Annotated in this window: 21 protein-coding genes; 18 read left to right on the forward strand and 3 right to left on the reverse strand. The window is 55.9% G+C overall.

Annotation, left to right across the window (positions count from 1 at the left end):
• The first annotated feature begins 50 nt into the window (after positions 1-50).
• Both BQ2657_RS09235 and BQ2657_RS09240 read left to right on the forward strand, forming a co-directional pair.
• The gene (locus tag BQ2657_RS09235; RefSeq protein ID WP_075580339.1) at positions 51-1,427 is read left to right on the forward strand and encodes an MATE family efflux transporter; all 1,377 of its coding nucleotides are present in this window, start codon (positions 51-53) and stop codon (positions 1,425-1,427) included.
• A gap of 126 nt (positions 1,428-1,553) precedes the next feature.
• On the forward strand, positions 1,554-2,480 hold the full coding sequence (locus BQ2657_RS09240) for a DUF1848 domain-containing protein (RefSeq protein ID WP_075580340.1): 927 nt from the start codon (positions 1,554-1,556) through the stop codon (positions 2,478-2,480).
• 49 nt (positions 2,481-2,529) lie between these two features.
• Here the strand turns inward: BQ2657_RS09240 and BQ2657_RS09245 are convergent, their stop codons facing one another.
• From BQ2657_RS09245 to BQ2657_RS09255, 3 genes are read right to left on the reverse strand one after another with little or no spacing between them, the layout of a single operon-like run.
• Positions 2,530-3,021, reverse strand: coding sequence for a hypothetical protein (locus BQ2657_RS09245; protein WP_083236242.1), 492 nt, complete (start codon positions 3,019-3,021; stop codon positions 2,530-2,532).
• A complete protein-coding gene (locus tag BQ2657_RS09250; protein ID WP_075580341.1) occupies positions 3,018-3,917 on the reverse strand; it encodes a DUF3100 domain-containing protein in 900 nt (299 codons plus the stop codon). Before BQ2657_RS09250 ends, BQ2657_RS09245 begins: the two co-directional genes overlap by 4 nt.
• A 41-nt stretch (positions 3,918-3,958) precedes the next feature.
• A complete protein-coding gene (locus tag BQ2657_RS09255; RefSeq protein ID WP_075580342.1) occupies positions 3,959-5,275 on the reverse strand; it encodes an amidohydrolase in 1,317 nt (438 codons plus the stop codon).
• A gap of 455 nt (positions 5,276-5,730) precedes the next feature.
• Here BQ2657_RS09255 and BQ2657_RS13430 point away from each other — a divergent pair, with 455 nt between their 5' ends.
• From BQ2657_RS13430 to hflX, 16 genes are all read left to right on the forward strand, one after another.
• The gene (locus tag BQ2657_RS13430) at positions 5,731-6,246 is read left to right on the forward strand and encodes a cation:proton antiporter domain-containing protein (RefSeq protein WP_143224865.1); all 516 of its coding nucleotides are present in this window, start codon (positions 5,731-5,733) and stop codon (positions 6,244-6,246) included.
• Positions 6,246-7,331: a TrkA C-terminal domain-containing protein gene (locus BQ2657_RS13435; RefSeq protein ID WP_143224866.1), complete on the forward strand. Its 1,086-nt coding sequence runs from the start codon at positions 6,246-6,248 to the stop codon at positions 7,329-7,331. Before BQ2657_RS13430 ends, BQ2657_RS13435 begins: the two co-directional genes overlap by 1 nt.
• A gap of 109 nt (positions 7,332-7,440) precedes the next feature.
• Positions 7,441-8,370, forward strand: a complete 930-nt coding sequence (locus BQ2657_RS09265; protein WP_075580343.1) for a LysR family transcriptional regulator — start codon at positions 7,441-7,443, stop codon at positions 8,368-8,370.
• Positions 8,371-8,507: 137 nt separating this feature from the next.
• Positions 8,508-9,719, forward strand: coding sequence for an MFS transporter (locus BQ2657_RS09270; protein ID WP_075581061.1), 1,212 nt, complete (start codon positions 8,508-8,510; stop codon positions 9,717-9,719).
• Between the two features lie 100 nt (positions 9,720-9,819).
• Complete coding sequence (locus BQ2657_RS09275; RefSeq protein WP_075580344.1) at positions 9,820-10,653, forward strand: PHP domain-containing protein; 834 nt, start codon at positions 9,820-9,822, stop codon at positions 10,651-10,653.
• Positions 10,654-10,717: 64 nt separating this feature from the next.
• Entirely contained in the window at positions 10,718-11,626 is a 909-nt protein-coding gene (locus BQ2657_RS09280) for an Asp23/Gls24 family envelope stress response protein (RefSeq protein WP_075580345.1), read from the forward strand.
• Between the two features lie 196 nt (positions 11,627-11,822).
• On the forward strand, positions 11,823-12,827 hold the full coding sequence (locus tag BQ2657_RS09285) for a lysylphosphatidylglycerol synthase transmembrane domain-containing protein (protein ID WP_075580346.1): 1,005 nt from the start codon (positions 11,823-11,825) through the stop codon (positions 12,825-12,827).
• Positions 12,824-13,741, forward strand: coding sequence for an NAD-dependent epimerase/dehydratase family protein (locus BQ2657_RS09290; RefSeq protein WP_075580347.1), 918 nt, complete (start codon positions 12,824-12,826; stop codon positions 13,739-13,741). Before BQ2657_RS09285 ends, BQ2657_RS09290 begins: the two co-directional genes overlap by 4 nt.
• Positions 13,742-13,771: 30 nt before the next feature.
• Positions 13,772-14,749 carry a TAXI family TRAP transporter solute-binding subunit gene (locus BQ2657_RS09295; RefSeq protein ID WP_075580348.1) on the forward strand — a complete coding sequence of 326 codons (978 nt, stop codon included), beginning with the start codon at positions 13,772-13,774 and terminating at the stop codon, positions 14,747-14,749.
• A 205-nt stretch (positions 14,750-14,954) separates the two neighbouring features.
• Positions 14,955-16,628: a ribonuclease J gene (locus BQ2657_RS09300; protein ID WP_232709064.1), complete on the forward strand. Its 1,674-nt coding sequence runs from the start codon at positions 14,955-14,957 to the stop codon at positions 16,626-16,628.
• Positions 16,629-16,662: 34 nt separating this feature from the next.
• Entirely contained in the window at positions 16,663-18,984 is a 2,322-nt protein-coding gene (locus BQ2657_RS09305) for an FtsK/SpoIIIE family DNA translocase (protein ID WP_075580350.1), read from the forward strand.
• Positions 18,985-19,049: 65 nt separating this feature from the next.
• Positions 19,050-20,498 (forward strand): helix-turn-helix domain-containing protein, encoded by a 1,449-nt coding sequence (locus BQ2657_RS09310; protein WP_075580351.1) that lies wholly within the window; start codon positions 19,050-19,052, stop codon positions 20,496-20,498.
• 27 nt (positions 20,499-20,525) lie between these two features.
• Complete coding sequence (rimO, locus tag BQ2657_RS09315; protein ID WP_075580352.1) at positions 20,526-21,854, forward strand: 30S ribosomal protein S12 methylthiotransferase RimO; 1,329 nt, start codon at positions 20,526-20,528, stop codon at positions 21,852-21,854.
• Between the two features lie 12 nt (positions 21,855-21,866).
• Complete coding sequence (locus tag BQ2657_RS09320) at positions 21,867-23,105, forward strand: competence/damage-inducible protein A (protein WP_232709103.1); 1,239 nt, start codon at positions 21,867-21,869, stop codon at positions 23,103-23,105.
• Positions 23,106-23,117: 12 nt separating this feature from the next.
• Complete coding sequence (locus BQ2657_RS09325) at positions 23,118-24,740, forward strand: DEAD/DEAH box helicase (RefSeq protein ID WP_075580354.1); 1,623 nt, start codon at positions 23,118-23,120, stop codon at positions 24,738-24,740.
• 18 nt (positions 24,741-24,758) lie between these two features.
• The gene (gene hflX, locus BQ2657_RS09330) at positions 24,759-26,594 is read left to right on the forward strand and encodes a GTPase HflX (protein WP_075580355.1); all 1,836 of its coding nucleotides are present in this window, start codon (positions 24,759-24,761) and stop codon (positions 26,592-26,594) included.

Below are 26,594 nucleotides of genomic sequence, written 5' to 3' on the forward strand. Positions count from 1 at the left end.
GGACTGGGAAAGAAAGCAGGCAGGATCGCTGCAACAGAAAGGAAGGGACTATGACAAACACACAGACACAACCCAAACACCGCGGCATGGATATGCTCCATGGTTCCATTGCCGATAAGCTGTTCTTCTTTGCCATGCCCATCGGGCTCATGGGACTTTTCGAACAGCTGTTCAACAGCGCAGATGTGTTCATCCTGGGGCATTTTGTGGGAAAGAATGCCATGGCTGCCGTGGGGAACAACATGCCGGTGATCGGGCTTTTGGTGACTCTTTTGATCGGGATTTCCCTAGGGGCCAACGTGACCATTGCCCAGTATCTGGGAGCGGGGAAACAGGACAAAGTGGAAGAAACGGTCCAGACGGCCATCGTGATGGCCCTGGGCCTGGGGGTGCTGCTTACGGCGGTGGGGGAACTGATCGCCCATCCGGCCCTGATGATCCTGGATGTGCCGGCGGATGTCTATGACCTGGCTTCCACGTATCTGCGGATTTTCCTGTTGGGTATGCCCTTTTTGACCCTGTACAACTTCGAAGCGGCCATCTTCCGCAGCTGCGGGGATGGGAAGACACCGCTCTACAGCCTGGTGGCCGCCAATGTACTGAACATCTCTCTGGACCTTTTGTCCGTGGAAATCTTCGGCTGGGGACTTACCGGGGTGGTCAGTGCCACGGTGCTGTCTTTTGCGGTGAATGCGGGGATCCTGTTCGTCCTTTTGTGCAGGACGCCCCAGCCCATCCGGCTCCAGCGGCATAAAATGCGCCTGAACGGCACCGAACTGCGGAAGATCCTCCATATCGGGCTGCCGGCCGGGATCCAGGGCATGGTCTTTGCCATGAGCAATGTGGTGATCCAGTCTTCCATCAACAGCCTGGGGACGGTGGCCATGGCTGCAGCGGCGGCTTCCGTGATCATCGAATTCAACATCTACTGCTTCGTGAACGGCTTCAGCCAGGCGACCACCACCTTTGTGGGGCAGAACTACGGGGCCCGGAAGCTGAGCCGGTGTTTCGCCACCACCAAGGCGGCCTTCTGGGTGGAAGGGCTGTTCCTTTTGTGCATTACCGCTCCCATCCTGTTTTTAGGGAAGCATGTGATCGGATTCTTCAATCCGGATCCGGAAGTCATCCAGCTGGGAGTGCTGCGCCTTTGGTGGGTGGCGGATATGCTGTATCTCAACGGGGCCATGGATATCCTCTCCGGGGCGCTCCGGGGCTACGGCTATTCCCTGCCTCCGGCCATCGTGGCCCTGGTGGGGATCTGCGGGGTGCGGCTGGTGTGGATCTACACCGTGTTTGCGGCCCATCGGGACTACTTGACCCTGATCCTGGCCTATCCCATCAGCTGGATCATCGCCACCGCTGTGCTGGCGGTAGTATATCTGCAGTGCCGGAAGTATATCTTAAAGTCGGCGCTGACGGGGAGGTAGAGAAGAATTCAGGAATGGCCCCCAAGGGGGCCTTGAGACGTCAGAATTCAGATTTGTACGGTTAAGCACTAGGAACGATCTGTTTATCGCGGGTCAATCTGACGTCTTACCCAAGGAGGACCTCATATGATCATCAACACCGGCATGCGGACGGATATCCCTGCTTTTTATACACCCTGGTTCCTGAACCGGCTCCGGGAGAGGTTTGTGCTGGTCCGGAATCCTTACCGGCCGGAACAGGTGACTCGGTACCGGCTTTCTCCGGATGTGGTGGACCTGATTGGGTTCTGCACCAAGGACCCGGAGCCCCTCTTGCCTCATCTGGATGCCCTGGAACCTTACGGCCAGTACTGGTTCGTCACCATCACCCCTTACGGCCGGGACATAGAGCCGGGGGTGCCGCCTGTGGAACGGGTACTGGAATCTTTCCGGCAGCTGTCGGACCAGGTGGGTGCGGACCGGGTGGGATGGCGGTATGATCCCATTTTCCTTTCTGACAAGTACACCCTGGATTTCCACCGCCGGGCCTTTGCCAAAATGGCCGAAGCACTGGCCGGATACACCCACGCCTGCGTCATCAGCTTCATCGACCTATACCCCAAAGTGACCAGGAACTTCCCGGAAGCCCTCCCAGTGGGCCGGGAAGACCGGCTGGCCCTGGGACAATACATGATCCAGACGGCCCGGGCCAACGGCATGGTCCTGCGGCCCTGCGGAGAGGGCAGCGAACTGGCTCCCTACGGAGCCGACTGCGGAGGGTGCATGACCTTGGGGATCCTGGAAAAGGCCTTGGGCGAAGGAATCCGGGCCCCCAAACAGCGGGGAGCCCGGAAAGCATGCAGCTGTCACATCACCTGTGATATCGGCGCCTACGATACCTGCGCCCACCTGTGCCGGTACTGTTACGCCAACACCAGCCGGGAAGCAGTGCTGCAGAACCGCCAGCGCCACGATTCCCGCTCCCCGCTCCTCATCGGCCATCTCCAGCCCGGAGATCAGCTCCGCCAAGCTCATCAGGAAAGCTGGAGGGACAGGCAGGGGAGGCTGTTTTAAAGGGTGTGTTGCAGGCCATATGCAACACACCCTTTTCTTTTTGAGTTGATTAAATGACCCCAGTTCCTTTCATAACAAGCTGGGCGATGATGGCGGAACCGATGAAGGTCCCAAAAAGAGCAATTAGAGTGGTCGCTACAATGGCGATACCCTGCTGTTTAAATGTTTTCAGATCTTTGCCGCCGCCGATTCCCGCATAGGCCAGGATGGGAGTACACAGAGGCAGCAAGCTGACTTTGCTGATGGATTTATAAACAAAACCAGAAAACGGAAATAGACCAGGAGCTGTCAGCAAAATCCCGATAATCGTAATATAGAGGACCACAGGAGCTTTGACTCCAGGAGCGATTTTCTGCATCAGCTTGTGACACAGCTGACTGGCAATGATCATCCCCAGCATCAGCAAAAGGCCGGGGACTGCATCAAGGGGCGTGACCACTTTTGCCGGATTATTCATCCGTAGGGTATAGATATAGTTGCAAATAGCAGCTAAGACCCCGGTAACGCACCATCCTTTGATCAGCATTGCATATCTTGTCATTTTTCAGTCCCTCCTTCTCCATCATTTTCTGCTTGGCAGGCGGCTGCCAGTTCCTGGCCAGCTGTGACCATTTCAGCGGTAGGAGTGACTTCTGTATCGATGCCCCGGATGTGGGCACATTTTTTATAGAGCCAGTTTGTCAAGGGCAGGGTCAGGAGAATGCTCATCAGCATACCGTCTCCGTTAGTCAGGGCCTGGGAAGTATAAGCATAGGTCTGGATCTGTTCGGCCATCTGAGGGAATTCTACTTCCAGTGCTCCCAAAGAAGCGGACATCATGGAAGCGGATCCGACACCGCAGGCCGCACCCAGGGCATATGGATGGAAAAATCCTGTATGGGCACAAATGGAAGCCATCAGTCCAAAAAATACCGTACCAAGAACGGTCCCGGTTACATAACCGCCCATAACGCCAATGCCTTCCTCACTGTCCAGGCCATACAGTTCTCCAATAATGGCAATGGTGGATTCACGAGAAGTAGAAAGAGTGCAGCCTACCGCAGCACGCCCCATCTTGAAAACCAGGACGGCAATAGGCAGGCCCAAGACGGCCGTTCCCATATTGCCAAATTCCTGCAAGATGAGGGCCAAGCCGGAACCTACCAGTTTTCCCTGTTGATAAATATCGTAGATTCCAGGGGAAATCCCAGAAGCAACTTTCGCCGTGAGGAACATGACAGAAATAGTAATGTAGCTGGAAGATCGCTTCATGGTCTCCATGGAAAAAAGCTTGCATCCCCCTAATACGATTCCGATGGCCATAGCATACAGCATGGGGAACAGGCTAAAGCCGACGGAAGCTGTAATGCTGAACTTCCTTACGCCGATCAGTTCTGCTGCCAGGGCAATGACTGCACAGAAAACATGGATTTTCCAGTCTTTGAAAAAATCTTTCATGATATCGACTCCTCCTTTTGTTTACTCTTCATTTTCTGTTTTTACTGGTTTACCCACTTGTCGATATATTCCTGCTTCGTCATAGCAGGAGTGAATCCTTCTTTGATGGCGATACCCGTGGCTGCTCCCTCGGCCAATAGATCGATGACCGTCATGATGAGGACTTTGGCTGCAGTGATATATGCAAGTTCTTTATTTACGATGTGATAGTCTTTGGTGTGTGCCCTGCCGGATGCCCCGCCGACGTATGCATGGACCACCGGCATCAAGGCAGCCACATCCGCTGCATCACTGCTGCCTCCATTGAATGGGATGTGACGGGCTACATGCTCCTTCCCCAGTAGCGTGACCAGATTGGCATACATCACGTCCTGGAGGGCAGAACAGGGATTCATGGGAAGATAGCCGGGAATCTCATCGATTTTCGTTTCAGCTCCTACGGCGTAGCCTCCAGCCTTGAGAGCCCGGTTCACTTTGGCGGAAGCATCCAGGATGGATTCGATGGAAGCACCTCGTACATAGGTCTCGACCCGTACATCAGCGGGAACGATGTTTACTGTATCACCACCTTTAGTGATGATGGGGTGGACTCGGATGTGGTCTTCATCCCGAAAAGTTTCCCGTTGGGCATCAATAGCAATGAGACCGATTTTCGCAGCATTCAGCGCATTGATGCCTTTTTCTGGGGCACCGCCAGCATGGGCCGCCTTGCCGATATAGAAGACTTCCTTACTGACAAATCCGTTGGAGATTCCACCCACATTGGCCTTGATAGGAGTCTCCTGTTCTCCTTCTGTCGGCGTAGTATGCTGCATGACCATCATGTCAATGTCATCCAGGAGTCCCCGATAAATAAATTCCTGTTTCCCGCCGAACATCTTGATTTTGCCTTCCTTGCGAAGCTGATTGCGGTATCCGATTTCGATAAATTCTTCTGCAGGGACGGCCATCAGAGCTACATCACCGCTGAGAGCCCCGGAAATACGGCTGTCATGTAGGGCATAAGCTACTCCGGACAGGGCAGCAATCATGCAGTGATGTCCACACATGTGGGCGGCTCCCGTCTGTGGATCGGCATAGGGACTTTCCGGCAACCCTAACGCATCCAATTCACCCATGACGGCAACCTTCAGCTTTTTTTCCTTTCCCTTCACTTGGGCGATGACGCCTGTGATGCACTGTTTATCTTTGGTGGGGAAGCCAAGACTTTCAAAGACCTTTTTAATCTTTTCCGCTGTCTTAAATTCTTTCCAGCCCGTTTCAGGTTCTGCGAAAATACTGTCACCCAGAGCCATGATTTGATCATGATGTTCATCAATGATTTGGCATGCAAGATTTTTGAGATTCTGTTTATCCATTTTGTCAGCCTCCCTATTGCAAATCTCAGATATCTATTTTTATTTATCAAGTTTAGACCACTTTTGTACTAATATAAAGAACATTTTAAAATAAATATTCACAATTCTTCCGTATTGTACATATGAAACAAACGTTATGAAACAGAATACTGTTACAAAGCAATATAATACGAAATAGTTACAGCATAATGTTCTTAACTGAAGGCATTGCCTAGAATACCATACGGGTATACGTCGATTCCCTGGGAGCCGGGAGAGCCTTCGCGGGTGGAAGAGTATAGAAGCTTTTTCGGTCCATTTCTGAATAACTAAACTGTGATGAAGGTTTCACCGAAAACTTGTTGATACATACCCCGGAAGATGCCAGCCCTGCAGGAAAGGGAAAAATTTGGTATAATAGACAAAATATCCTGTTGGCGCCCCTGCGGGCACTGCCGCTACCCAAGGAGGTTTCTATGGAACATCTGATTCTGCTCACAGGGATCGTGCTGATCTCCTGTGCCCTGTTTGACAAAATATTCGGCCGGACCGGTGTACCCGGCCTGTTCCTTTTCATCCTGCTGGGGATGCTCTTTGGGTCGGATGGGCTCTTGAAGATTCCTTTTGACAACTACGTCCATGCGGGAAATCTCTGCAGTGCGGCCTTGGTGCTGATCATGTTCTATGGGGGCCTGGGGACCAATCTGAAAGCGGCCCGGCCGGTGCTGAAGGAATCCCTTTTCCTTTCCTGCGCGGGGACCCTCATGACGGCAGCCCTGGTGGGCCTTTTTGGGGTGAAGATCCTGGGCCTGCCGCTTTTGGAGGGGATGCTCCTGGGCAGCGTCATCTGTTCTACGGACGCGGCTTCCGTGTTCTCCATCCTCCGTTCCCAGAAGATGAACCTGAAATACGGGACTGCTTCCCTGCTGGAACTGGAAAGCGGCTCCAACGACCCCTTTTCCTATATGGCCACCGTGGTGTACTGGCCCTGATGCAGGGAGCGGACCTGGGGCCTTGGGCCATGGTCCGGATGCTGGCACTCCAGGTGCTGATAGGGCTGGCCATGGGGGTGGGAGCGGCCTGGGCAGTGAAAAAGCTCCTGCTGAGACTCCATCTGGAAGAAGAGACCCTGACAGACGCCCTGCTCCTGGGCACAGGCCTGCTTACCTATGCTCTTTCCAATGGCCTTGCCGGGAACGGTTATCTTTCCGTCTACATGGCCGGGATCCTCATCGGCAACAGCCGGATCCCTGGGAAAGGGGCCTGCATCCGTTTCTTCGACAATTTGACCGGCCTGATGCAGATGCTGCTGTTCTTCCTGCTGGGACTCCTGGCCTTTCCTTCCCGGCTCCCGGCGGTGGCCCTGCCTGCTTTGGGGACGGCGCTCTTCCTGACTTTTGTGGCAAGACCGGCTGCGGTGGCGCTGGTGCTGGTGCCTCTCCGCTGTCCTTTGAACCAGATCGGTTTCGTTTCTTTTGCGGGCATGCGGGGAGCGGCTTCCATCGCTTTTGCCATCTTGGCCATCAGCGGCGGGGCGCAACTTTCCTATGATTTATACCACATGGTATTCTTTATCGTCCTGTTTTCCATCCTGGTCCAGGGGACGCTGATCCCGCCAGCTGCCAGGAAGCTGGACATGATCGACGATACGGAAGACGTAATGGCCACCTTCAACGATTACACCCGGGAAATGCCCGTGCAGTTCGTCCGATGCATCCTCCGTAAAGATCATCCTTGGGAAGGGAAACCCTTGGCCGCCATTACCATGCCCCCAGGTTCTTTGGCGGCTGCCGTCATCCGTCAAGGGCAGGAGATCCTGCCCAAAGGGGATACGGTGCTCCAAGAGGGAGATGAGATCATCCTGTGCGGACTGGAAGGGGGCAGTGCAGAAAGCAGCGGTTTTTACCAGGTGCGTCTTTCTCCCCGAGATGAGTGGACCGGTCAGAAGTTGGCGGACCTTTCCCTCCACGATGAGCTGATCCTCCTGATCCGCCGGGGAGAGAAAGTCCTCATCCCTTCTGGGGATACGGTGCTCCGAGCAGGGGATGAACTGGTAGCGGCACAAAAAAGGCCATGACCGGCGGGACTCTCTTGCCAAGAGGGAGGGAGCAGGGTAGAATAAGAACCATCTTGTAAGAGTTCCATGATTTGAAACCAAACTTTTTATCATCTACGGAGAGACTGCCATGTCAGGAGATTTACCGACCATTTCACAACTGGAATGCTTCATTATATACGGACGGGTAGGGAACTTTGCCCGGGCGGCCCAGGAGGCCCATATCACCCAGTCGGCCTTCAGTGCCCAGATCAAACACCTGGAGACCACCCTGGGGATCACCCTGATCCAGCGGTCCAAAAGGGGCAGCCAGCTGACAGAGGAAGGGGAGGCGTTCCTGACCCGGATCACAGCCTGGATGGACGGACTGCGGAAAATCGTCTATGAGACCCGGTCAGCAGCGGAATCCCAGCCGGTGGAATTAAATGTGGGGATCCTCCGGTCCCTGGGGGATATCCATATGAACCGGCACATCGCCTATTTCCGGCACACCAAGCCCAATCTCCGGTTCAATGTGTTCGACCTGGCCACCTACCAGATCCACCAGGCCCTGACGGAAGGCCGGCTGGACGTAGTGTCCACATATTTCGTCCAAGAAAGCCTGCCCCGGCGGGAGAAGGCCGAAGCTTTTGCAGTGGTCCATTTCTGCCAGGATAACCTGGTGTACTATGCGCCGCTGCTGCCGGTAGGAGAACGCCCGCTCACCCGGGAAGAGATCCTCAACCACCCTTTGGTGCTGTATCCCACCAGTTATTTCATGAACCAGATCTACCAGCAGTATTTTGCCAGCACCCCCATGGAACCGCTGATCTCTGCCCGACTCTCCACCCCCTATGCCATGATCCACTATTGCCAGGAAAACGAGGCGGGGGCTCTGTTGCCGGAGCGGATGCTGAAGACCTTGGGACACCACAACGGCTGGCACGAGCTCCAGGTCCCTCTCCAGGCGGAAGGGTATCTGATCTACCGGAAGAAAAACCCCAAGCTTCCCCTGATCCAGGCCTATGTGGAACAGGTGATGGCCAGCTTCCAGCAGAAAAAAGAAAAAGTCATCGAATGATGCGATGGATGTAGGTGTGATCGTTTTTTGCGATCACACCCATCTTTTTTATCCGCTACAAAAAGAGCCGGCGGCCACGTATAATCAGAATCAGAGTGAAAACCGCTATCCTGCTAAAGAAAGGTCGCTGATTGTCCATGACTGCAAAACCCCGTCTCTGGACCAGAGGATTCGTCCTGGATACCCTGGTCAATTTCCTGATTTACATCATTTATTACATGCTGATGGTGATCATCGCTTCGGAAGCCATCCATTCCCTCCATGCCACCGTCAGTGAGGCCGGCCTGGCCGCTGGGATCTTCGTACTGGGGACCTTGGTGGCCCGGCTGTTTGCCGGCCGTTCGGTAGAGCTGTACGGCCGGAAGAAGATGCTCTATGCCGGAATCCTGTTTTACCTGGCAACCACCTGCATGTATTTCCTCATCGATTCTCTGGCCACCATGTACATCGTCCGGTTCCTGAGCGGGGTGGGCTACGGCATTGCTTCCACTGCCACCAGCACCATCGTATCCGCCATGATCCCGGCGGAACGGCGGGGAGAAGGCATCAATTATTATGCCCTGAGCATGAGCCTGGCTGCAGCCATCGGCCCTTTCATCGGCATGATCATGCAGCAGATGTTCCCCTTCCGGGTGATCATCCTGTTCTCCATCGGGATGGTGCTGATCTGCCTGGGAGCTGCCTTTGTCATGAAGGTGGATGAGATCCAGCTGACGGAAGAACATCGGGCCGCTCTCAAACAGCTGTCTCTGGCCAATTTCCTGGAACCTCGGGTGATGGGGATCTCTTTGGTAGGCTTTTTCGTGGCGGTATGCTATTCCAGCGTGCTGAGCTTTTTCGCCACCTATGCGGCAGAACTGCACCTGATGACGGCGGGGACTCTGTTCTTTGTGGTCTACGCCCTGTCCATTACGGTGGCCCGTCCCATTGCCGGCGTGATGTTCGACCGGAAAGGGGAAGATTTCGTCATGTATCCCACCTATGCCTGCCTGGCCATCGGCCTTTTGGTGCTTTCCTTCACTACCCAGAGCTGGGAGATGCTGCTGGCCGGGATATTCGTAGGCCTGGGCTACGGGACCTTCATGTCCAATGGCCAGGCCATCTGTGTGAAGCTGGTGGAAGAAGTCCGGATCGGAGTGGCGGTCTCCACCTATTTCGTGATGCTGGACCTGGGGCTGGGGGTAGGGCCCTATATCCTGGGTGCCTTCAAGGAATCCTTGGGCTTCCAGGGGATCTATTCCGCGGTAGGCTTGGGCGCCATCGGGTGTGCCGTCCTTTACTGGCTGCTCTACGCCCGGAGACGGAGAGTAAGGACGGAAGAAGGACCGGAAGAACTGGAAGAAGCGTGAAAAGAGGGGGATGCTGCACAGTCTGTGCGGCACCCCCTTTTTCTTTTTTCCTTTCTCTATGGTATAATCAAAAGATAAGAAACAACGAAGGAGAAGTGCCATGCTGGCTGATTTACATATCCATACCACTTTTTCGGACGGGGTCTATACTCCGGAAAAGATCATTGCCCAAGCCCTGGTTTCCGGCATCACAGCCCTTGCCATTACGGACCATGACAATATCCAGGCCTATGACCGGGCCGCCCGGGCTGTCCATTCCCGCCATCTGGGACTGGAACTGATCCGGGGGGTGGAAATCGATACGGATTACAAAGGAAAAGATGTCCATGTGCTGGGCTATCATTTCGACCCGGAGAACCGGGATCTGCTCCAGGCCATGACTTGGACCCGGATCGGCCGGATCCAGCGGGTGCAGAAGATGGTCGAAAAGATCGATGCCCTAGGCTATCCTTTGACTTTCAAGGAAGTCCTGGAAGAAGCCCAGGGAGCCAAAAGCCTGGGCCGTCCTCACATTGCCCGGGCCCTGGTGAAGAAAGGGCTGTTCCCCGGCACCCAGGCGGTGTTCGATGCCTTGATCGGCAGTGGGAAGCCGGCCTATTTCCGGCAGGTCAAGCTCTCCCCTCAAGAGGCAGTGGATCTGCTCCATCAGGCGGGAGGTATCGGAGTGCTGGCCCATCCGGCGGAAATCGCAGATCCGGATCTGGTGGAAGAGCTTCTTTCCACGGTGCCCTTTGACGGTCTGGAAGTGTGGCATCCTTCCACCCTCCAGGAGAATCCTCCCCATGACTGGCTCCAAGTGGCCCGGGACCATCATCTGATGACCAGCGGGGGCAGCGACCTCCACGGGAATCCAGGACGGTTCCCCCGGCATCTGGGAGAATTCCCGGTGCTGTACAAGGATGTGGCAGACATCATTGCAGGGAAGCGCTCCTGACTTCCTTCATCACTGACAAGAAACGGCTTTGCCGCCGTATTCCCTTGAAAAGCAGGTGTTGAACATGAAAGTAGTAGCTTTTGTGGGCCCCAGCGGCACGGGCAAAAGTTTCCGGGCCATCGGGGTGGCCCACGACCATCATTGCGACGGCATCATCGATGACGGCCTCCTGATCGAAGGGACCAAGATCCTGGCCGGGACCAGTGCCAAAACGGAACAGAACAAGGTACAAGCGGTGAAACGGGCCATCTTTATGGAAAAGGACCACTGCCAGGCGGTACGGGAAGCCCTGACCCGCAGCGACATCCGGACTCTCCTGGTGATCGGGACTTCTGACAAGATGGTCCGGACCATCTGCAAACGGCTCCAAGTGCCGGCTCCTTCGGAAACGGTCTATATCCAGGATATTTCCACCACCCGGGAGATGAAAAAAGCCCGGGAGACTCGGATCAAGGAAGGCAAACATGTGGTGCCGGTGCCCACCATCGAATTGAAGCCCCATCTTTCCGGAGTACTGGTGGACCTGCCCCATAGGCTGTTTTCCCGGAACAAGAAACATCATGCCCTGGCAGAAAAGTCCATCGTCCGTCCAGCCTTCAGCTATTATGGGAAGATCACCGTATCCGATTACGTGGTCAGTGATATCGTCCGCATCGTGGTGAAGAAGAATCGGGAAGTGGACCGGATCACTTCCATCAAGGTCCGCCGGCCTTCGGATACCAGCAAGGGGATGACCATCTATCTGGAAATCATCCTGTTCTTCGGAGCTCCCATCTATGAAGTGGTCAAGAGCCTCCAGACCAAGATCAAGCTGAAGGTGGAAGGCATGACCAGCATGCCGGTGAAGAACATCGATGTTTCCATCCGCAGCCTGACCGTACGTCCTCCGGATATCCCCAAGAATCTCCAGGAACCACCGGAATCCGTTCCCGGAACGGGAGAGGAGTCTGGCAAAGAGCGGGCAGGGGAATGATCGATTGGAACCGAAGGGCGGCTGTCCGGTGCAGAAGGATGTTTTTCTGCAATGGCAGGCTGCCCTCCTGCAATTTACCATTTGTTTTCCTTTTTCCCTCGGTACTATGCTATAATAGGAGAAGATGTTTCAAGCGGGAGCCTGGAAAATTTCCCCGAATCCATAAAATATAAAAATCACTGGCAGGTCATACTCTATGAACAAAACCTTATTTCGCATGCTGTGCGTGTTGTTTTTTGTCATCATCCTCGTATCAGCAGGCGTTCTTTATTTTACTTTTGATGTACGGGCACTGGAATATCTCACAACCTTCAAATGGTATTATGCGCTCTTGGCACTGGGCGTCTTGTCCGTGGGACTTTTTTTCGATGCCACCCGCCTGATCACCCTCACCCGGCTTTCCGGCGAGAAAATGGACTATGCCCATATTTTCTATGCGGTATTCAGCAATTATTTCCTGGCACTGCTCACCCCGGGACAGGGCGGGGGCGGCATCGCCATGCTCATGTTCATGAAGCGGGCTGGGGTGCCGGTGGCCAAATCCACCCTGATCGTCATCGTCCGGACTGTCTTTTCCATCCTGTTCCTCTTCCTGATGATGCCTGTGGTGTTCTTTTTCGATCCGGTCCTGGTGAGCTGGATGCCCACCAGTGTCATCATCCTGGTGTGCGCCTTCTTCATCGGTGCTCCCTGGCTCCTGTGGCATCTCATCATGGGCGGGCGCCTGGAAAGATGGCTGGCCCGGTTCAGCCGCCGGTTCTCTCCCCGGGTCCAGGAAGCCATTTTCCTGGGCTACCGGGATTTCCAGCAGGCCATGTTCATGCTGAAAGACAATCCCCGGCAGGTATTCCGTGCTTTCGTGGAATCTGGGATCAGCCTGCTGTTCATCTATTCGGTGGTGCCGGTGTTCATCAAGGCTTTCGGCATCAGCCTTCCTTATTACATCGTCATGGGGCGGATGTGCCTGATCAACCTGGTGCTCTATTTCACTCCCACTCCCGGAGGCAGCGGCGTGGCCGAAGGGGGATTCCTGGTACTTTTCAATTCGCTGCTTCCTCCCGGGGTTTCCGGGGTCCTGGCTGTCCTTTGGCGGTTTTTCTGTGAATACATCCCTTTCACCATCGGCGCCATTGTGACCATCAAATGCTTTGGCTTGGATATATTGACCAAAATCCGTGATCGGAGGGATATGGATTCATGAGAAAAATCTTAGTGACAGGGGGAGCCGGGTTCATCGGTTCCCATGTGGTCCCGGCTCTTTTGGACCGGGGAGACTGTGAAGTGACGGTATTGGACAATCTGTCCACCGGCAGGCGGGCCTATGTGCCGGCAGGAGTGTCTTTCCGTCTGTTGGATATCCGCTCCCGGGAACTGGAAGACTTCCTGGCCCGGGAAAAATTCCAGACGGTGATCCATCTGGCGGCCCAGACCTTAGTGCCTTATTCCATGGCACATCCGGAAGCCGATGAGGACCTGAATGTGGCCGGCCTGGTGCATCTTTTGGAAGGCTGCCGGAAAAGCGGTGTGGAACAGATCATCTTTTCTTCCAGTGCTGCCATTTACGGGGATAACCAGAACCTGCCCCTCCAAGAAACGGAAGTGCCGGCTCCCACTTCCTTCTATGGCCTTTCCAAAGCTGTGGGGGAAAGCTATATCCGGCTCTACAGCCAGGCTTTCGGCCTGCACCATGTGATTTTCCGCTTCGCCAATGTGTACGGGGAGCGGCAGGGAGAAACTGGAGAGGGAGGGGTGATTTCCATCTTTGCCCGGAAGATCGCCCAGCAGGAGCCAGTGACCATTTTCGGAGACGGGAACCAGACCCGGGACTTCGTCTATGCCGGAGATATCGCCCGGGCCATGTGCCTGGCCGTAGGGTTTCCGGGCTGCGCCACCCTGAACGTTTCTACCAACAAGGAAGTTTCCCTGAACCAGCTGATCACGGTGCTGGAAAAGGTATTGGGACACCGGATGGATGTCCGGTACGGCCCGGTCCGTCCGGGAGATATCTATGCCTCTGTGCTGAGCCACAAAGCCCTGGTGGAAACCCTGGGGATGCGGGAATATACGGATCTGGAAACGGGTTTGGCCAAGACCATGGCCTATTTCCAAAAATAAGGGGAGCAGGGAGAACAAGGAGGGAACGGCATGGAAAAAATCGTCCTTTCGGTTCTGGCCCTGCTTTTTTTCTTGACCACAGGCTGTGGGGGAAAAGCAGTCCAGGCACCTGGCAGCAGGACGCCGGCAAAAGAACTGACCTTGGCCACCGGTCAAAGCCTGGACAGCTATGGGAACTTGGGGAATGATCTGGCCGCCCTGGTGAGCCAGGACGGCAGGACGCCTCTTCTGAAGGGACTGGAAAGTTCCGGCTCCTTGGCCAATATCGAACTCCTGCGCCAGGAAAAGGCAGATCTGGCTCTGGTCCAGAGCGATGTAGCTTGGTATGCCCGGACCGGGACGGATCTTTATCAGGACCGTCCCCTGGAGGATCTCCAGCAGGTGGGGGTGCTCTATCCGGAAACGGTCCAGATCATCACCTATGACCTGACCGGGATCCGCAAACTCCAGGATCTGAAGGGGAAGACAGTTTCTGTGGGAGCAGCCGGATCCGGGTCTTCCCTGAATGCGCGGCAGATCCTGGAAGCTGCCGGCCTGACGGAAGATGATGTGCGGGTCCAGTACCTTACGGTGACCGATACGGTCCGGGCCCTGAAGGAAGGCACTGTAGATGCAGCTTTCCTGACTTCTTCCCTGCCTCATCCGGCCTTGAAGGAGCTGGCCCGGCAGCGGCGTCTGGTCCTTATCCCAGTAACGGGCCAGGCTTTGGAAGACCTTTTGGGGGCTTATCCCCTGTACCAGCCGGTGACCATCCCGGTGGGGACCTATCCCAACCAGACACAGGCCTGCAGCAGCGTAGCCGTCCAGTGCCTCCTGGTGACCCGGCCGCGGCTTTCCAAGGAGGCCCTGGCAGGGATCCTCCAGCGGTTCTGGGCTCATTGGCCGGAACTCCAGGGGAAATATCCCTATCTTTCCCGGGAAGCGAAAAAAACGTTTTTCCAGGCGCCCCTGCTGCCGTTAGCACCCAGTGCCGAACAATTCAGAGATCGAGTTCAAGTCGGTTCTTGAGGCAGAAAACAAAACTCCATTTGCAAAACAGGCATCAAACCTGTATAATGTTGAACAAGAGACTAGTCCTATAGGATCCGAAAGAAAACCAATCGTTCGGATTCGTAGGGGATACGGGAATTGAAAACATAGTTTCGAAATGGGAGTATGGAACGCCAAGATACTCCAGTCTTTTAATATGCAAAATTACAAAGGAGGTGTCCCTTTGAATAACAGTAAAGGGCAGCAAAAAAAAGTATCCATCATCCCCCTGGGCGGTCTGGGAGAAATTGGCAAGAACATGACCGCATTCGTTTACGGCAATGACATGATCCTGGTGGATGCCGGCTTGGCATTCCCTGATGATGACATGCTGGGGATCGATCTGGTGATTCCAGATACCACATTCCTCATGGAGAACAAAGAAAAATTCAAGGCCATCTTCCTGACCCATGGCCACGAAGACCATATCGGTGCCTTGCCGTATGTCATGAAGGACTTTGATGTGCCCGTCTATGGGACCCCGCTGACCTTGGGGATCCTTTCCGGGCGGCTGAAGGAAAACGGCGTATCCGACAGCAAATGCAAGATGGTGAAGCCAGGCGCCACGGTCCGGGCCGGCGCATTCCGGGTGGAATTCATCCGGGTCAACCACAGCATTCCCGATGCGGTTGCTCTGGCCATCCATACCCCGGTGGGGGTCATCGTCCACACCGGCGACTACAAATTCGACCAGACCCCGGTGGACGGGCAGGTGACGGACTACGCCAAACTGGCAGAAGTGGGCCGCAAAGGGGTCCTCTTGCTGATGAGCGATTCCACCAATATCGAGCGGACCGGGTACACCCCCAGTGAAAAAAGCGTGGGCAAGACCCTGGACGAACAGTTCCGGCTGGCCAAGAACCGGGTCATCGTAGCGACCTTCTCTTCCAACGTGCACCGGATCCAGCAGGTGATCGATGCCGCGGTGATGACCCGCCGGAAAGTAGCTGTCATCGGCCGCAGCATGGTGAACGTGGTGAACATTTCCATTGAGATGGGGTATCTGAAGGTGCCCCAGGGTGTATTGATCGACATCGACGAAGCCCGGAACTATGCCCCCCGGCAGATCGCCATCATTACCACCGGCAGCCAGGGCGAACCCATGAGTGCCCTGACCCGGATGAGCAACAGCGACCACCGGAAGGTCTCCATCATGCCCGGAGACACGGTGATCATCTCTGCCACTCCCATCCCTGGCAACGAGAAGGGTGTGGCTCGGACCATCGACAACCTGTACAAGCAAGGAGCCGAAGTGATCTACGGACGGGAACAGGGGATCCATGTTTCCGGCCACGCCAGCCAAGAAGAAATCAAACTGATGCACCGGCTGGTCCATCCCAAGTTCTTCATGCCGGTCCATGGGGAATACCGCCATCTGGTGAAGCATAAGAAGCTGGCCATGCAGCTGGGCTTGCCCAAGGAAAACATCGTGATCGCAGAAAACGGCTCTGTCGTTGATCTGACCCGGGATTCCATCGGGATCTCCGGCAAAGTCACTGCCGGCCGTGTGCTGATCGACGGCCTGGGTGTGGGCGATGTGGGCAATGTGGTGCTCCGTGACCGCCGCCAGCTGTCCCAGGATGGGATTCTCATCGTGGTGGTGACCATCGACCACAGCACCTACCGGATCGCTGCGGGCCCGGATATCGTATCCAGAGGATTCGTCTATGTCCGGGAATCGGAAGAGCTGATGGAAGGGGCCCGGGACCGGGTGCTGAGTACTCTGGACAAATGCCACGAAAACAACATCACCGAATGGTCCGCCTTGAAGAGTGCCGTCCGGGACAGCCTGGGCCGGTACCTGTTCGAAAAGACCAGACGGCGTCCCATGATCCTTCCTCTGATCATGGAAATCTGAGCCAACAAATAAAAATCTTCAGGAAGGGAACAGCGTGGAAAAAAAAGAACGGACTCGCAGAAACAATAAGAAAATCGAATTTACCTTCAACCGGGAAGTCCTGGGGATCCTGCTGGGGGCTTTCGCCGTATTCATGCTCTGCGCCTTGGCGGGGCTCGCTACGGGGAGCGCCGGGGATTTCCTCAAGAAGGTCCTGACCTATGCACTGGGCGTAGGGGCTTTCCTCTTTCCCCTGTACGTGCTGGTCCTGGGCATCGGTTATGTGGTGAATCACGAACATCTGCGGTTTTCCAAAAAGTTCTTCACCCTCCTGCTGTTCCTTGTTTCTATCCTGAGCCTGTGGCACATGTACAAGGTGCCGGAAGGCCATGAACTGCTTCCTGAGTACCTTATGACCGGTGGCGGCCTCCTGGGAGGCGCCATCGTGTTTGTTTTAACAAAAGCTGTGGGACGGATCGGCTCCCTGATCGTCCTGGTCACATCGGCTCTTGCATCCATGGTCCTTTCTGGGAAATTCTCCCTCCGGAGCCCGCTCCTGACGGCCCAGGATGGGGTGAAGGAAGGAGCAGATGCCGTAGCCCAGAAATGGGAAGACTACCAGGAACGGCGGAAGAAGCATCACGATTCTTTCTATGACCAGGAAAAGGACGACGGCAACTACAGCCGGAAGCCGGAACCGGAAAAGAAACCCACCCTGGCAGAACGGCTGAAAGAAAAAGTGACGGCTGCCGGCTCCGCGCCTCTCCTGAAATTCCAGAAGGAACAGGTGGGGACGGGAGAACCGCCCCGGAAATTCACCATCACTACGGCGGAAGATGCCCGGACCCAGGAGGAACCCCAGTGGGAAGCTCCAGCTCCGGAAGCACAGACCGCCCGTCTGGAGAATGCGGAAACCGGGGAAGTCATCCCTTACGAATTCCCCCCTCTGGATCTTTTGAACCGGGACAAGCCGGTGAACAAGAAGAATTTCCAGGCGGAAATCGAAGCCCAGGGAGGGACCATCGAGCAGACCCTCCATGATTTCGGGGTCAATGCCACCTTGGTGAATGTGACCAAAGGCCCTTCGGTGACCCGGTATGAACTGGAGCCGGCTCCCGGGGTGAAAGTGAACAAGATCCAGAACCTGTCGGAAGACATTGCCTTGAAGCTGGCGGTTTCCAGTGTCCGGATCGAACCCATCCCGGGCAAGGCTGCCATCGGGATCGAAGTGCCTGCCAAGACTTCCGAACCGGTCTCTTTCCGGTCCATCGTGGACTGCCCGGAAGTGAAGAATGCCAAAGGCAAGCTCTGCATCGGCCTGGGGAAGGACATCTCCGGCCGGGTAGTGGTGGCAGATCTGTCCAAGATGCCCCACCTGCTCATCGCCGGTTCCACCGGTTCCGGGAAGAGCGTGTGCATCAACACCATCATCTGCAGTCTGCTTTACAAGGCGGCTCCTGATGAAGTGAAACTGATCCTGGTGGATCCCAAAGTGGTGGAACTGACCAATTACAACGGCATTCCCCATCTCCTGACCCCGGTGGTCACCGGTCCCAAGCAGGCGGCTTCGGCCCTCCATTGGGCCGTGGTGGAAATGGAACGGCGCTACAGCCTCTTTGCCAAGACCCAGGTCCGGAAGATCGATGATTACAACGCCCTGGTGCAGCCCGGTGAGAAGCTGCCCTTCATCGTGGTGATCATCGACGAGTTGTCCGATTTGATGATGGTGGCGGCGGTGGACGTGGAAGATGCCATCCTGCGCCTGGCCCAGAAAGCCCGTGCAGCAGGGATCCATCTGATCCTGGCCACCCAGCGGCCTTCTGTGGACGTGCTCACTGGGACCATCAAGGCCAATATCCCTTCCCGGATCGCCTTCGCTGTTTCCAGCCAGATCGACAGCCGGACCATATTGGATGCCAGCGGGGCGGAAAAGCTCCTGGGCAGGGGGGACATGCTGTTCTTCCCTACGGGAGCCAATAAGCCCATCCGTGTCCAAGGGGCCTATATCGCCGATGACGAACTGAATCGGGTGGTGGATTTCATCAAAGCAGAAGCCATCCCCACTTCCTATTCCCAGGAAGTGACCACCCAGCAGCTCAACGGAGCGGAGGGGGAGAAGAAAGAAGAAGGCAGCGAGGAGGATGAACTGTTCCAGGATGCAGTGGAACTGGTCATGGCCACCCAGCAGGCTTCTTCGTCCATGCTCCAGCGGAAGTTCCGGATCGGCTACACAAGGGCCGCACGGCTGGTGGATGCCATGGAGGAAAAGGGCATCATAGGGCCGGCGGACGGCAGCAAACCCAGGCCGCTCCTGATGAGCCCCACCACCATCAAGGAAAAGTTCTTTACCAAAGGACTGAAGCAGGAAGGGGAATAGGCCCTAATACGGGGATTTCCCCTGCTGAAAATGTTGATCATACCGCCTAAGAAAGAGGACGAACCATGAAAAATAAAATTGGAACCTATTTACGGCAGCACCGGGAGGAAAAACATTTGACCCTGCAGCAGGCTGCTGAACAGACCGGGATCCGGGAGCCCTACCTGGCTGCCCTGGAAGAAGGAGATTTCCACAAGATCCCGGGAGATGTGTTCATCCGGGGATTCCTCCGGAATTACGGGAACTATCTGGGCTTGGACGGAAACGGCCTGGTGGAAGCCTACCGGACGGGGAGTGAACCGGAAAAGATCCTGAAGGCTGTAGAAGAGCTGGCTCCTGTTCCCCCTGCCCCCAGTGGGGACACCCTCATCCCTCGGAAACCCGCTACTCAACCGGAAAAAAAGGCCACACCGGAAGCAAAGGCTGCCCCTGCACCGGAAACCGGGAAACAGGCAGAGCCTTTCGACAAAGTGACGGCCCTGAAACAGATGGAACCAGTAGGATATGGGGCTTCCCGCCGGAACGGCCGGGAGGGAGCTCCCAAAACTGAAAAAGAGGCCCCTGCCGGGAAAACAGATTTGGATGCAACCCGGATCATGCCTCCTTTGAAGGCAGCTCCCCCGGCGCAGAAAAGAGACCGCGCTGGCCAGCCCCAGCCAGAAAAGCCCGGACAGGACAAAATCCGCAAAAACGGAGAGACGGCATCAGCCGGGAAGCCCCTGACCGGAAAGGCAGCCCCCTCAAAAACAGAAAAGAAGGGACGGACTGCCGCTCCGAGAGGAAAAGAATCCCAAAATCCCAAAGCCCCGTCTCCTGCCCATGAGACGCCCAAAGAGGTCCTGGAAACCGTGGAACATGCCCTGGACCGGGAGAACATGGAAGAGGCACTGGATGCAGGGAAAGCCAAAATGGGCGGCTGGCTGGACCGGATCCGGGATTTCATCGATGAAAATCTCTATGAAACTGTCCCGGAAGATGAAGCCGGCGAAGAATTCGGTGCTACTTCCGCTGGGGACAGCAAGGCTCCGGCTTTCAGCTTCAAAGTGTTCACCACGGTATTTGTGGTCTGCCTGGCCATCTTTACCATCGTCATGGCCTATTTTGTCTTCGGCGGGAAGACCACGCCGGAACTGAAAGCCACCAACACCATCACCGATGGGGTGAAGTCCGATCATTCTTCGGAAAAGAGCGAAGAGAATAAGAAAGCCACAGAAGCGGTGGCCCCGAAGAAGGAAGAAGAACCCAAAGGGGATGAAAAGACCCTGGGGAAGGGCAGCGGGCTTACCGTTGTGGTCACTTACAAAAAACCAGTCTGGACCCAGACCACCATCGACGGCAAACAGGTAGAGGCCGCCACGGTGGCCAAAGGTTCCACCCGTACGTACAAGGGGAACCAGAGTGTTTCCATTAATTTTGGCAGTATCCGGGACGTGGTCATTACAGTCAACGGGAAAGATGTGCCCTATGGTTCGAAAGAATGGGGCGTGGTGACCCGGACCTTCAAAGCCAAGTAAGAGCAAGCGCATAGGAAGGAGAATATTTTGGAAATCGGAGTAGTCAGCCTGGGGTGTCCCAAGAACCTGGTGGATTCAGAAGTCATGATGGGCCTGATCCGGGACCGGCAGTGGACCATCACCAACGATCCCACCCATGCGGATGTGATCATCGTCAACACCTGCGGCTTCATTGAAAGTGCCAAAACAGAATCCATCAATACGATCCTGCAGATGGCCGAATACAAAAAAACAGATGCCAACCGGAAACTGATCGTCACCGGCTGCCTGGGACAGCGGTATGCGGACGAACTTTTTGCAGATCTGCCGGAAGTGGATGCCATCATCGGCACGGAGTGCTATGACCAGATCGGCAGCGTCATTGACCGGGTGGAAGCGGGAGAACGGTTCACCCTGCTCCAGCCGCCCCAAAAATACACCCAGAAGGCCAAACGGGTGCTGACCACCCCGCAGTACACGGCCTATCTGAAGATTGCCGAGGGATGCAACAACCGGTGTTCCTACTGTGCCATCCCCAAGATCCGGGGCCCGTACCGGAGCCGCCCCTATGAAGAGATCCTCCAAGAAGCCCGGGAATTGGTGGGGCAGGGGGTCCGGGAACTGATCCTGGTAGCCCAGGATACCACCCAGTACGGCATCGACCTGTACCACAAGTTGCGGCTGTCGGAACTGCTCCGGGATCTGAACACCCTGCCGGACTTGAAATGGATCCGGGTGCTGTACTGCTATCCTGATTCCTTTACGGACGAGCTGATCGAGACCATGGCCCAGTGCGAAAAGGTCTGCAACTATGTGGATCTGCCTCTCCAGCACGCCAGCAACAGCCTGCTCCACACCATGCACCGGCGGGATACCCGGGAACAGGTGGAAGCTCTCCTGGCCAAGCTCCGGAAACGGATGCCAGATATCTGCCTGCGGACCACTTTCATCGTAGGCTTCCCTGGGGAAACGGAAGAACAGTTCCAGGAACTGCTGGATTTCGTGAAAAAAGAACGGTTCCAGTGTGCCGGGGTATTCACCTACAGCCAGGAAGATGGCACAGAAGCCGGAGCCATGCCCAACCAGATCCCTGAGGAAGTGAAGCAGGACCGGTACCATGCCCTTATGAGCCTCCAGGCGGAAATCTCGGAAGAGATCCAGCAGGAGCGGGAAGGCCGGACCTTGGAAGTATTGATCGAAGGCAAGGACGAAGAAGATCCCAACCTGGCGGTGGGCCGCAGCTATGCAGAAGCTCCGGACATCGACGGAAAGATCTATGTGGAAGAAGCAGGGGGCCTGAAGGCCGGGGACTTCGTGAAAGTCCGGATTAGCCAGGGCTTTACCTATGAAGCTGTGGGGCAGATCGTAAAGGAGTGATCTCTCTTGAACGTGGAAGTCATCAATACCGGGACGGAACTGCTGCTGGGAGATATTGTCAACACCAATTTCCAGTACCTGTCCCGGATGCTGAATGATGCCGGTTTCAATGTGCTGTACCAGACTACCATCGGGGACAACGGGGACCGGCTGCTGGAAGTGCTGGACATTGCCCTGAAACGGGCGGACATCATCATCACCACCGGAGGACTAGGGCCTACCCGGGGGGACATCACCAAGGAAATGGTGGCCCAGTATCTCCATCTGCCCCTGGTCCCCAGTGCCTTTTGGCTGGATAAGCTGACCCGGTATTTTGCAGCTCGGAAGGTGACCATGACCGAGAACAACAAGAAACAGGCCATGATCCCGGAAGGGTCCGTGGTGTTCAACAATGAAGTGGGTACGGCACCGGGAATCGGGGTCTGGACGCCGGATCACAAACTGATCATCATGCTGCCGGGTCCACCGGCGGAAACCACCCATGTGTTCAGCCAGCAGGTGATGCCTTATCTGCGGAAAAGCTACGCGGCCCAAGGAATCATCCATTCCCGGGTACTCCATCTGCGGGGGCTGACAGAATCCATGGTGGCAGAAAAACTGGATGCCATCATCATGGCCCAGACCAATCCTACTATTGCCCTCTATGCCCGGAAGGGAGAAATCATCATCCGGATCACCGCCAAGAGCGATACCTTGGAAAAAGCCGAGGCCATGAACCTGGCCATCGAAGAAAAGATCCGAGCCATCCTGGGGCAGTACATCTACGGTGTGGATTATGAGACCCTGCCGGAAGCCCTGGGAAAGCGGCTGAAAGCAAAGCACCTGACCATCGCCTTTGCAGAATCCTGTACCGGCGGCCTGGCTTCTAGCCTGGTGACGGATATCCCCGGCAGTTCGGAATATCTCATGGGTTCGGTGGTTTCCTATACCAATGATGTGAAGCACCGGCTCCTGGGGGTGAAACAGGAGACTCTGGATACCTATACGGCGGTCAGCGAACAGACGGCCCGGGAAATGGCCCAAGGGATCCGGGAAAAGATCGGTACGGACCTGGGCATCAGCATCACCGGCATCGCCGGCCCTGGGGGAGGCACCCCCACCCAGCCTGTAGGACTGGTCTATATCGGCGCCGCGGACAAGAACGGGACGAAAGTCCTGGAATGCCGGTTCAAAGCGGCCAGGACCACCATCAAGCTCCGGGCTGCCATGAACGCCCTTTCCCTGGCCATGGACCGGGTAAAGGAACTATAAGAAGGAGAAATTATGACAGAAACCATACAAACGGAAAATACCCAGGAGATCACTTCTTTTGAAGACCTCCATCTGGATCGCAAGATCCTGGCAGCCCTGAAAGACATGGGATTCGAAGAACCGTCCCCCATCCAGAAAGGGGCCATCCCCCTGGCGCTGGAAGGGGAGGATCTGATCGGCCAGGCCCAGACTGGTACCGGGAAAACCGCTGCCTTCGGGATCCCCATCATCCAGAAGATCAATGAGAAGGACCGACACATCCAGGCCTTGGTCATGAGCCCCACCCGGGAACTGTGCATCCAGGTAGCGGATGAAATCAGCAAAATCGGACGGACCAAGCGGGTCCGGGTGCTCCCGGTCTACGGAGGACAGCCCATCGAACGGCAGATCCGCAGCCTGAAACGGGGCATCCAGGTTGTCATCGGGACTCCCGGCCGTCTTTTGGACCATATCCGCCGGGGCACCATCGATCTAGAATACGTGAATTTCCTGGTGCTGGACGAGGCCGATGAAATGCTGGATATGGGTTTTGTCGATGATATGGAGAACATCATCAAGAATGTTCCCCCGGAACGGCAGACCATGCTGTTTTCTGCTACCATGCCCCGGCCCATCCTGAGCATCAGCAAGAAGTACATGCGGGCACCCAAGATGGTGGCCATCCACAAGGAAGTGGTCACAGCTCCCACCATCGACCAGTACTATTATGAAACCCGGGATAAGGTGGACGGGCTGTGCCGGATCCTGGACACCACCGACGACTGCAAGATGATCATCTTCTGCCGTACGAAAAAAGGGGTGGACGAGCTGGTCATCGCCCTGGCTACCCGGGGCTACGAGGCGGAAGGCCTCCACGGGGATTTGAGCCAGAACCAGCGGGACCGGGTCATGAAGAAGTTCCGCAGCGGCCAGGTAGACATCCTGGTGGCCACGGATGTGGCGGCCAGAGGGCTGGATATTGACAACATCACCCATGTGGTGAATTTCGACGTGCCCAGCGACAGTGAAAGCTATGTGCACCGGATCGGGCGGACCGGCCGTGCGGGGAATTCCGGTGTGGCTCTGACCTTCATCACTCCTCGGGAATTCCGGCAGCTGAAGCTGATCGAACGGAGCATCAAGACCAAGATCCTCCGGGGTACCCTGCCTACCGATGCCAGCGTCTTGGAACGGCAGCGGGAACAGATCGTTTCCAAGATGCAGACCATCCTGGAGCAGGATCGGTACCAGGATTACCTGCCCATTGTGGAGACCCTGGAAAAAGATTATGATATCCAAGATATCGCAGCCGCTGCCCTGAAATTCATGCAGGAAGGGGCCAAGGCCTTGGAAGAACCGGAAGAAGAAGGGGAATCCCTGCCGGATTCTTTGGCCAATACCGGTGCCAAACCAGGCATGGTGCGGCTCTTTATCAATATCGGGCGGTCCAGCCGGGTCACCGTGCGGGATATTGTCCAGAGCATTGCCATCGAAGCGGAGATCCCAGCCCGGAGCATCGGACGGATCAGCATCTATGACAAGTTCAGCTTTGTGGAAGTTCCCATGGAATATGCGGAAAAAGTCCTGGGCGTCATGCACCGGAATACCATCCGGGGCTGCCGGGTGAACATGGAACCTGCCAAAGCCCGTGTATAATCATAAAGGAGTTCTCTTATGACTCAAACGATCTACGGAAGGACGGAGGGCCTGAAGAAACAGGTCCTCACCCAATTGGAAGCGATCTATGAGCTGAGAGCGGATGAGGGCCAACTGATCAGTATGGAGTTGGCCCTCCTTTTGCGGGACCTGACCGAGGCCATCAACCGGGAGATTTCTCTGTATATCGACCGGAAGGGCCAGGTGACGGCAGTCGCCGTAGGCAGCGACTGCCATGTGGAACTGCCCAGCACGGATTCCCGGAGGAGCCAGAACCGGCTCTGCGGGGTTTCCTGCATCCACACCCATCCCTCTGGCGCGCCTCGGCTCAGTGGGGTGGATCTGTCCGCCCTGCGGGACCTGCGTTTTGACGCCATGGCTGCCATGGCCTGGGAAACGCCTCAGAGCGAGCCTCTCCTGAGTTTTGGGATGATTACGGACCTGGATGGAGATCAGCAGCCCGTGCTCCAGGAATTCGGTCCCTTCAAGGTGAAGGATGTGGCGGCCATGCCCTTTGGCAATGTTGTCCATACTGTAGAGAAGATCTTGGCCAAACGGTCCCGGGGCCACAATCTGGCGGAAGGTCCGGAACGGGCCATGTTGATCTCCCTGGCCTGGGGGGATACAGCCTCCCGCTGGAGTGCCCAGGATTCTGTAGAGGAACTGGCCCAGCTGGCGGAAACCGCCGGTGCGGAAGTGGTGGGGAAATTCGTCCAGTCCCGGCCCAAACCGGACCCGGTGTTCTTCATCGGAAAGGGCAAGGTCCAGGAACTGTCCCTTTTCGCCCAACAGGAAGACATCGATCTGTGCATCTTCGATGACGAATTGTCTCCGGCCCAGCAGCGGAACTTGGAACGGGCCTTAGGGGTCCGGATCATCGACAGGACCGGGCTGATCCTGGACATTTTCGCCAAGCGGGCCCGGACCAGTGAAGGGAAACTCCAGGTGGAACTGGCTCAGCTCCAGTATATGCTGCCTCGGATCATGGGGCAGGGGACCAGCCTCTCCCGTCTGGGCGGGGGCATCGGGACCCGAGGCCCTGGGGAAACCAAATTGGAAGTGGACCGGCGGCGGATCCGGGACCGGATCTCCTTCCTGGAAGAGCAGATCCGCCGGATGAAAGGCAGCCGGCAGCAGCAGCAGCGAGCCCGGAACAAGAACGAAGTGAAGCAAGTCTGCCTGGTGGGCTATACCAATGCGGGGAAAAGCACCCTGCTCAACACCCTGACCCATTCGGACATCTATGCCCAGGATCAGCTATTCGCTACTCTGGATCCCACTACCCGCCAGCTGGGGCTTCCCGACGGCAGCATCTGTACCCTGACCGACACGGTAGGATTCATCCAGCGGCTGCCCCATCAGCTGGTGGCGGCTTTCAAATCCACCTTGGAAGTGGTGAAGGATGCGGACCTTTTGGTCCATGTGATCGACAGCTCCCACGAACTGTATCAGGAACAGGCGGATGCCGTGTATCAGGTACTCCGGGAGCTGGAAGTCACGGACAAGCCCATCCTGACCGTCTACAACAAAGTAGACCGGCTCCGGCAGCATGAAGGGCTGCGCCGCCGGCTGGAACAGACGGAAGACAGCCTCTGTGTCTCGGCCAAGACCGGAGAAGGGATCCCTGAACTCTTGGAAACCTTGGCCCAGCTCCTGGGCCAAGATATGACAGAAGTGGCACTCTCCATTCCCTACGGAGAAAGCCGTTTGGCAGCCCGGCTCCACCAGGACGCCAAAGTCCTGGAAGAAAATTATGGAGAAACCGGGATCCAGATGAAAGTCAAACTGAAAAAAAAACGCTGGCGGACCAGCTGGAAAAGTATATCCAAAAAGAATGAACAAGGAGGAACTTGA

The organism is Acidaminococcus massiliensis (assembly GCF_900095825.1).
Lineage (GTDB): Bacteria > Bacillota > Negativicutes > Acidaminococcales > Acidaminococcaceae > Acidaminococcus > Acidaminococcus massiliensis.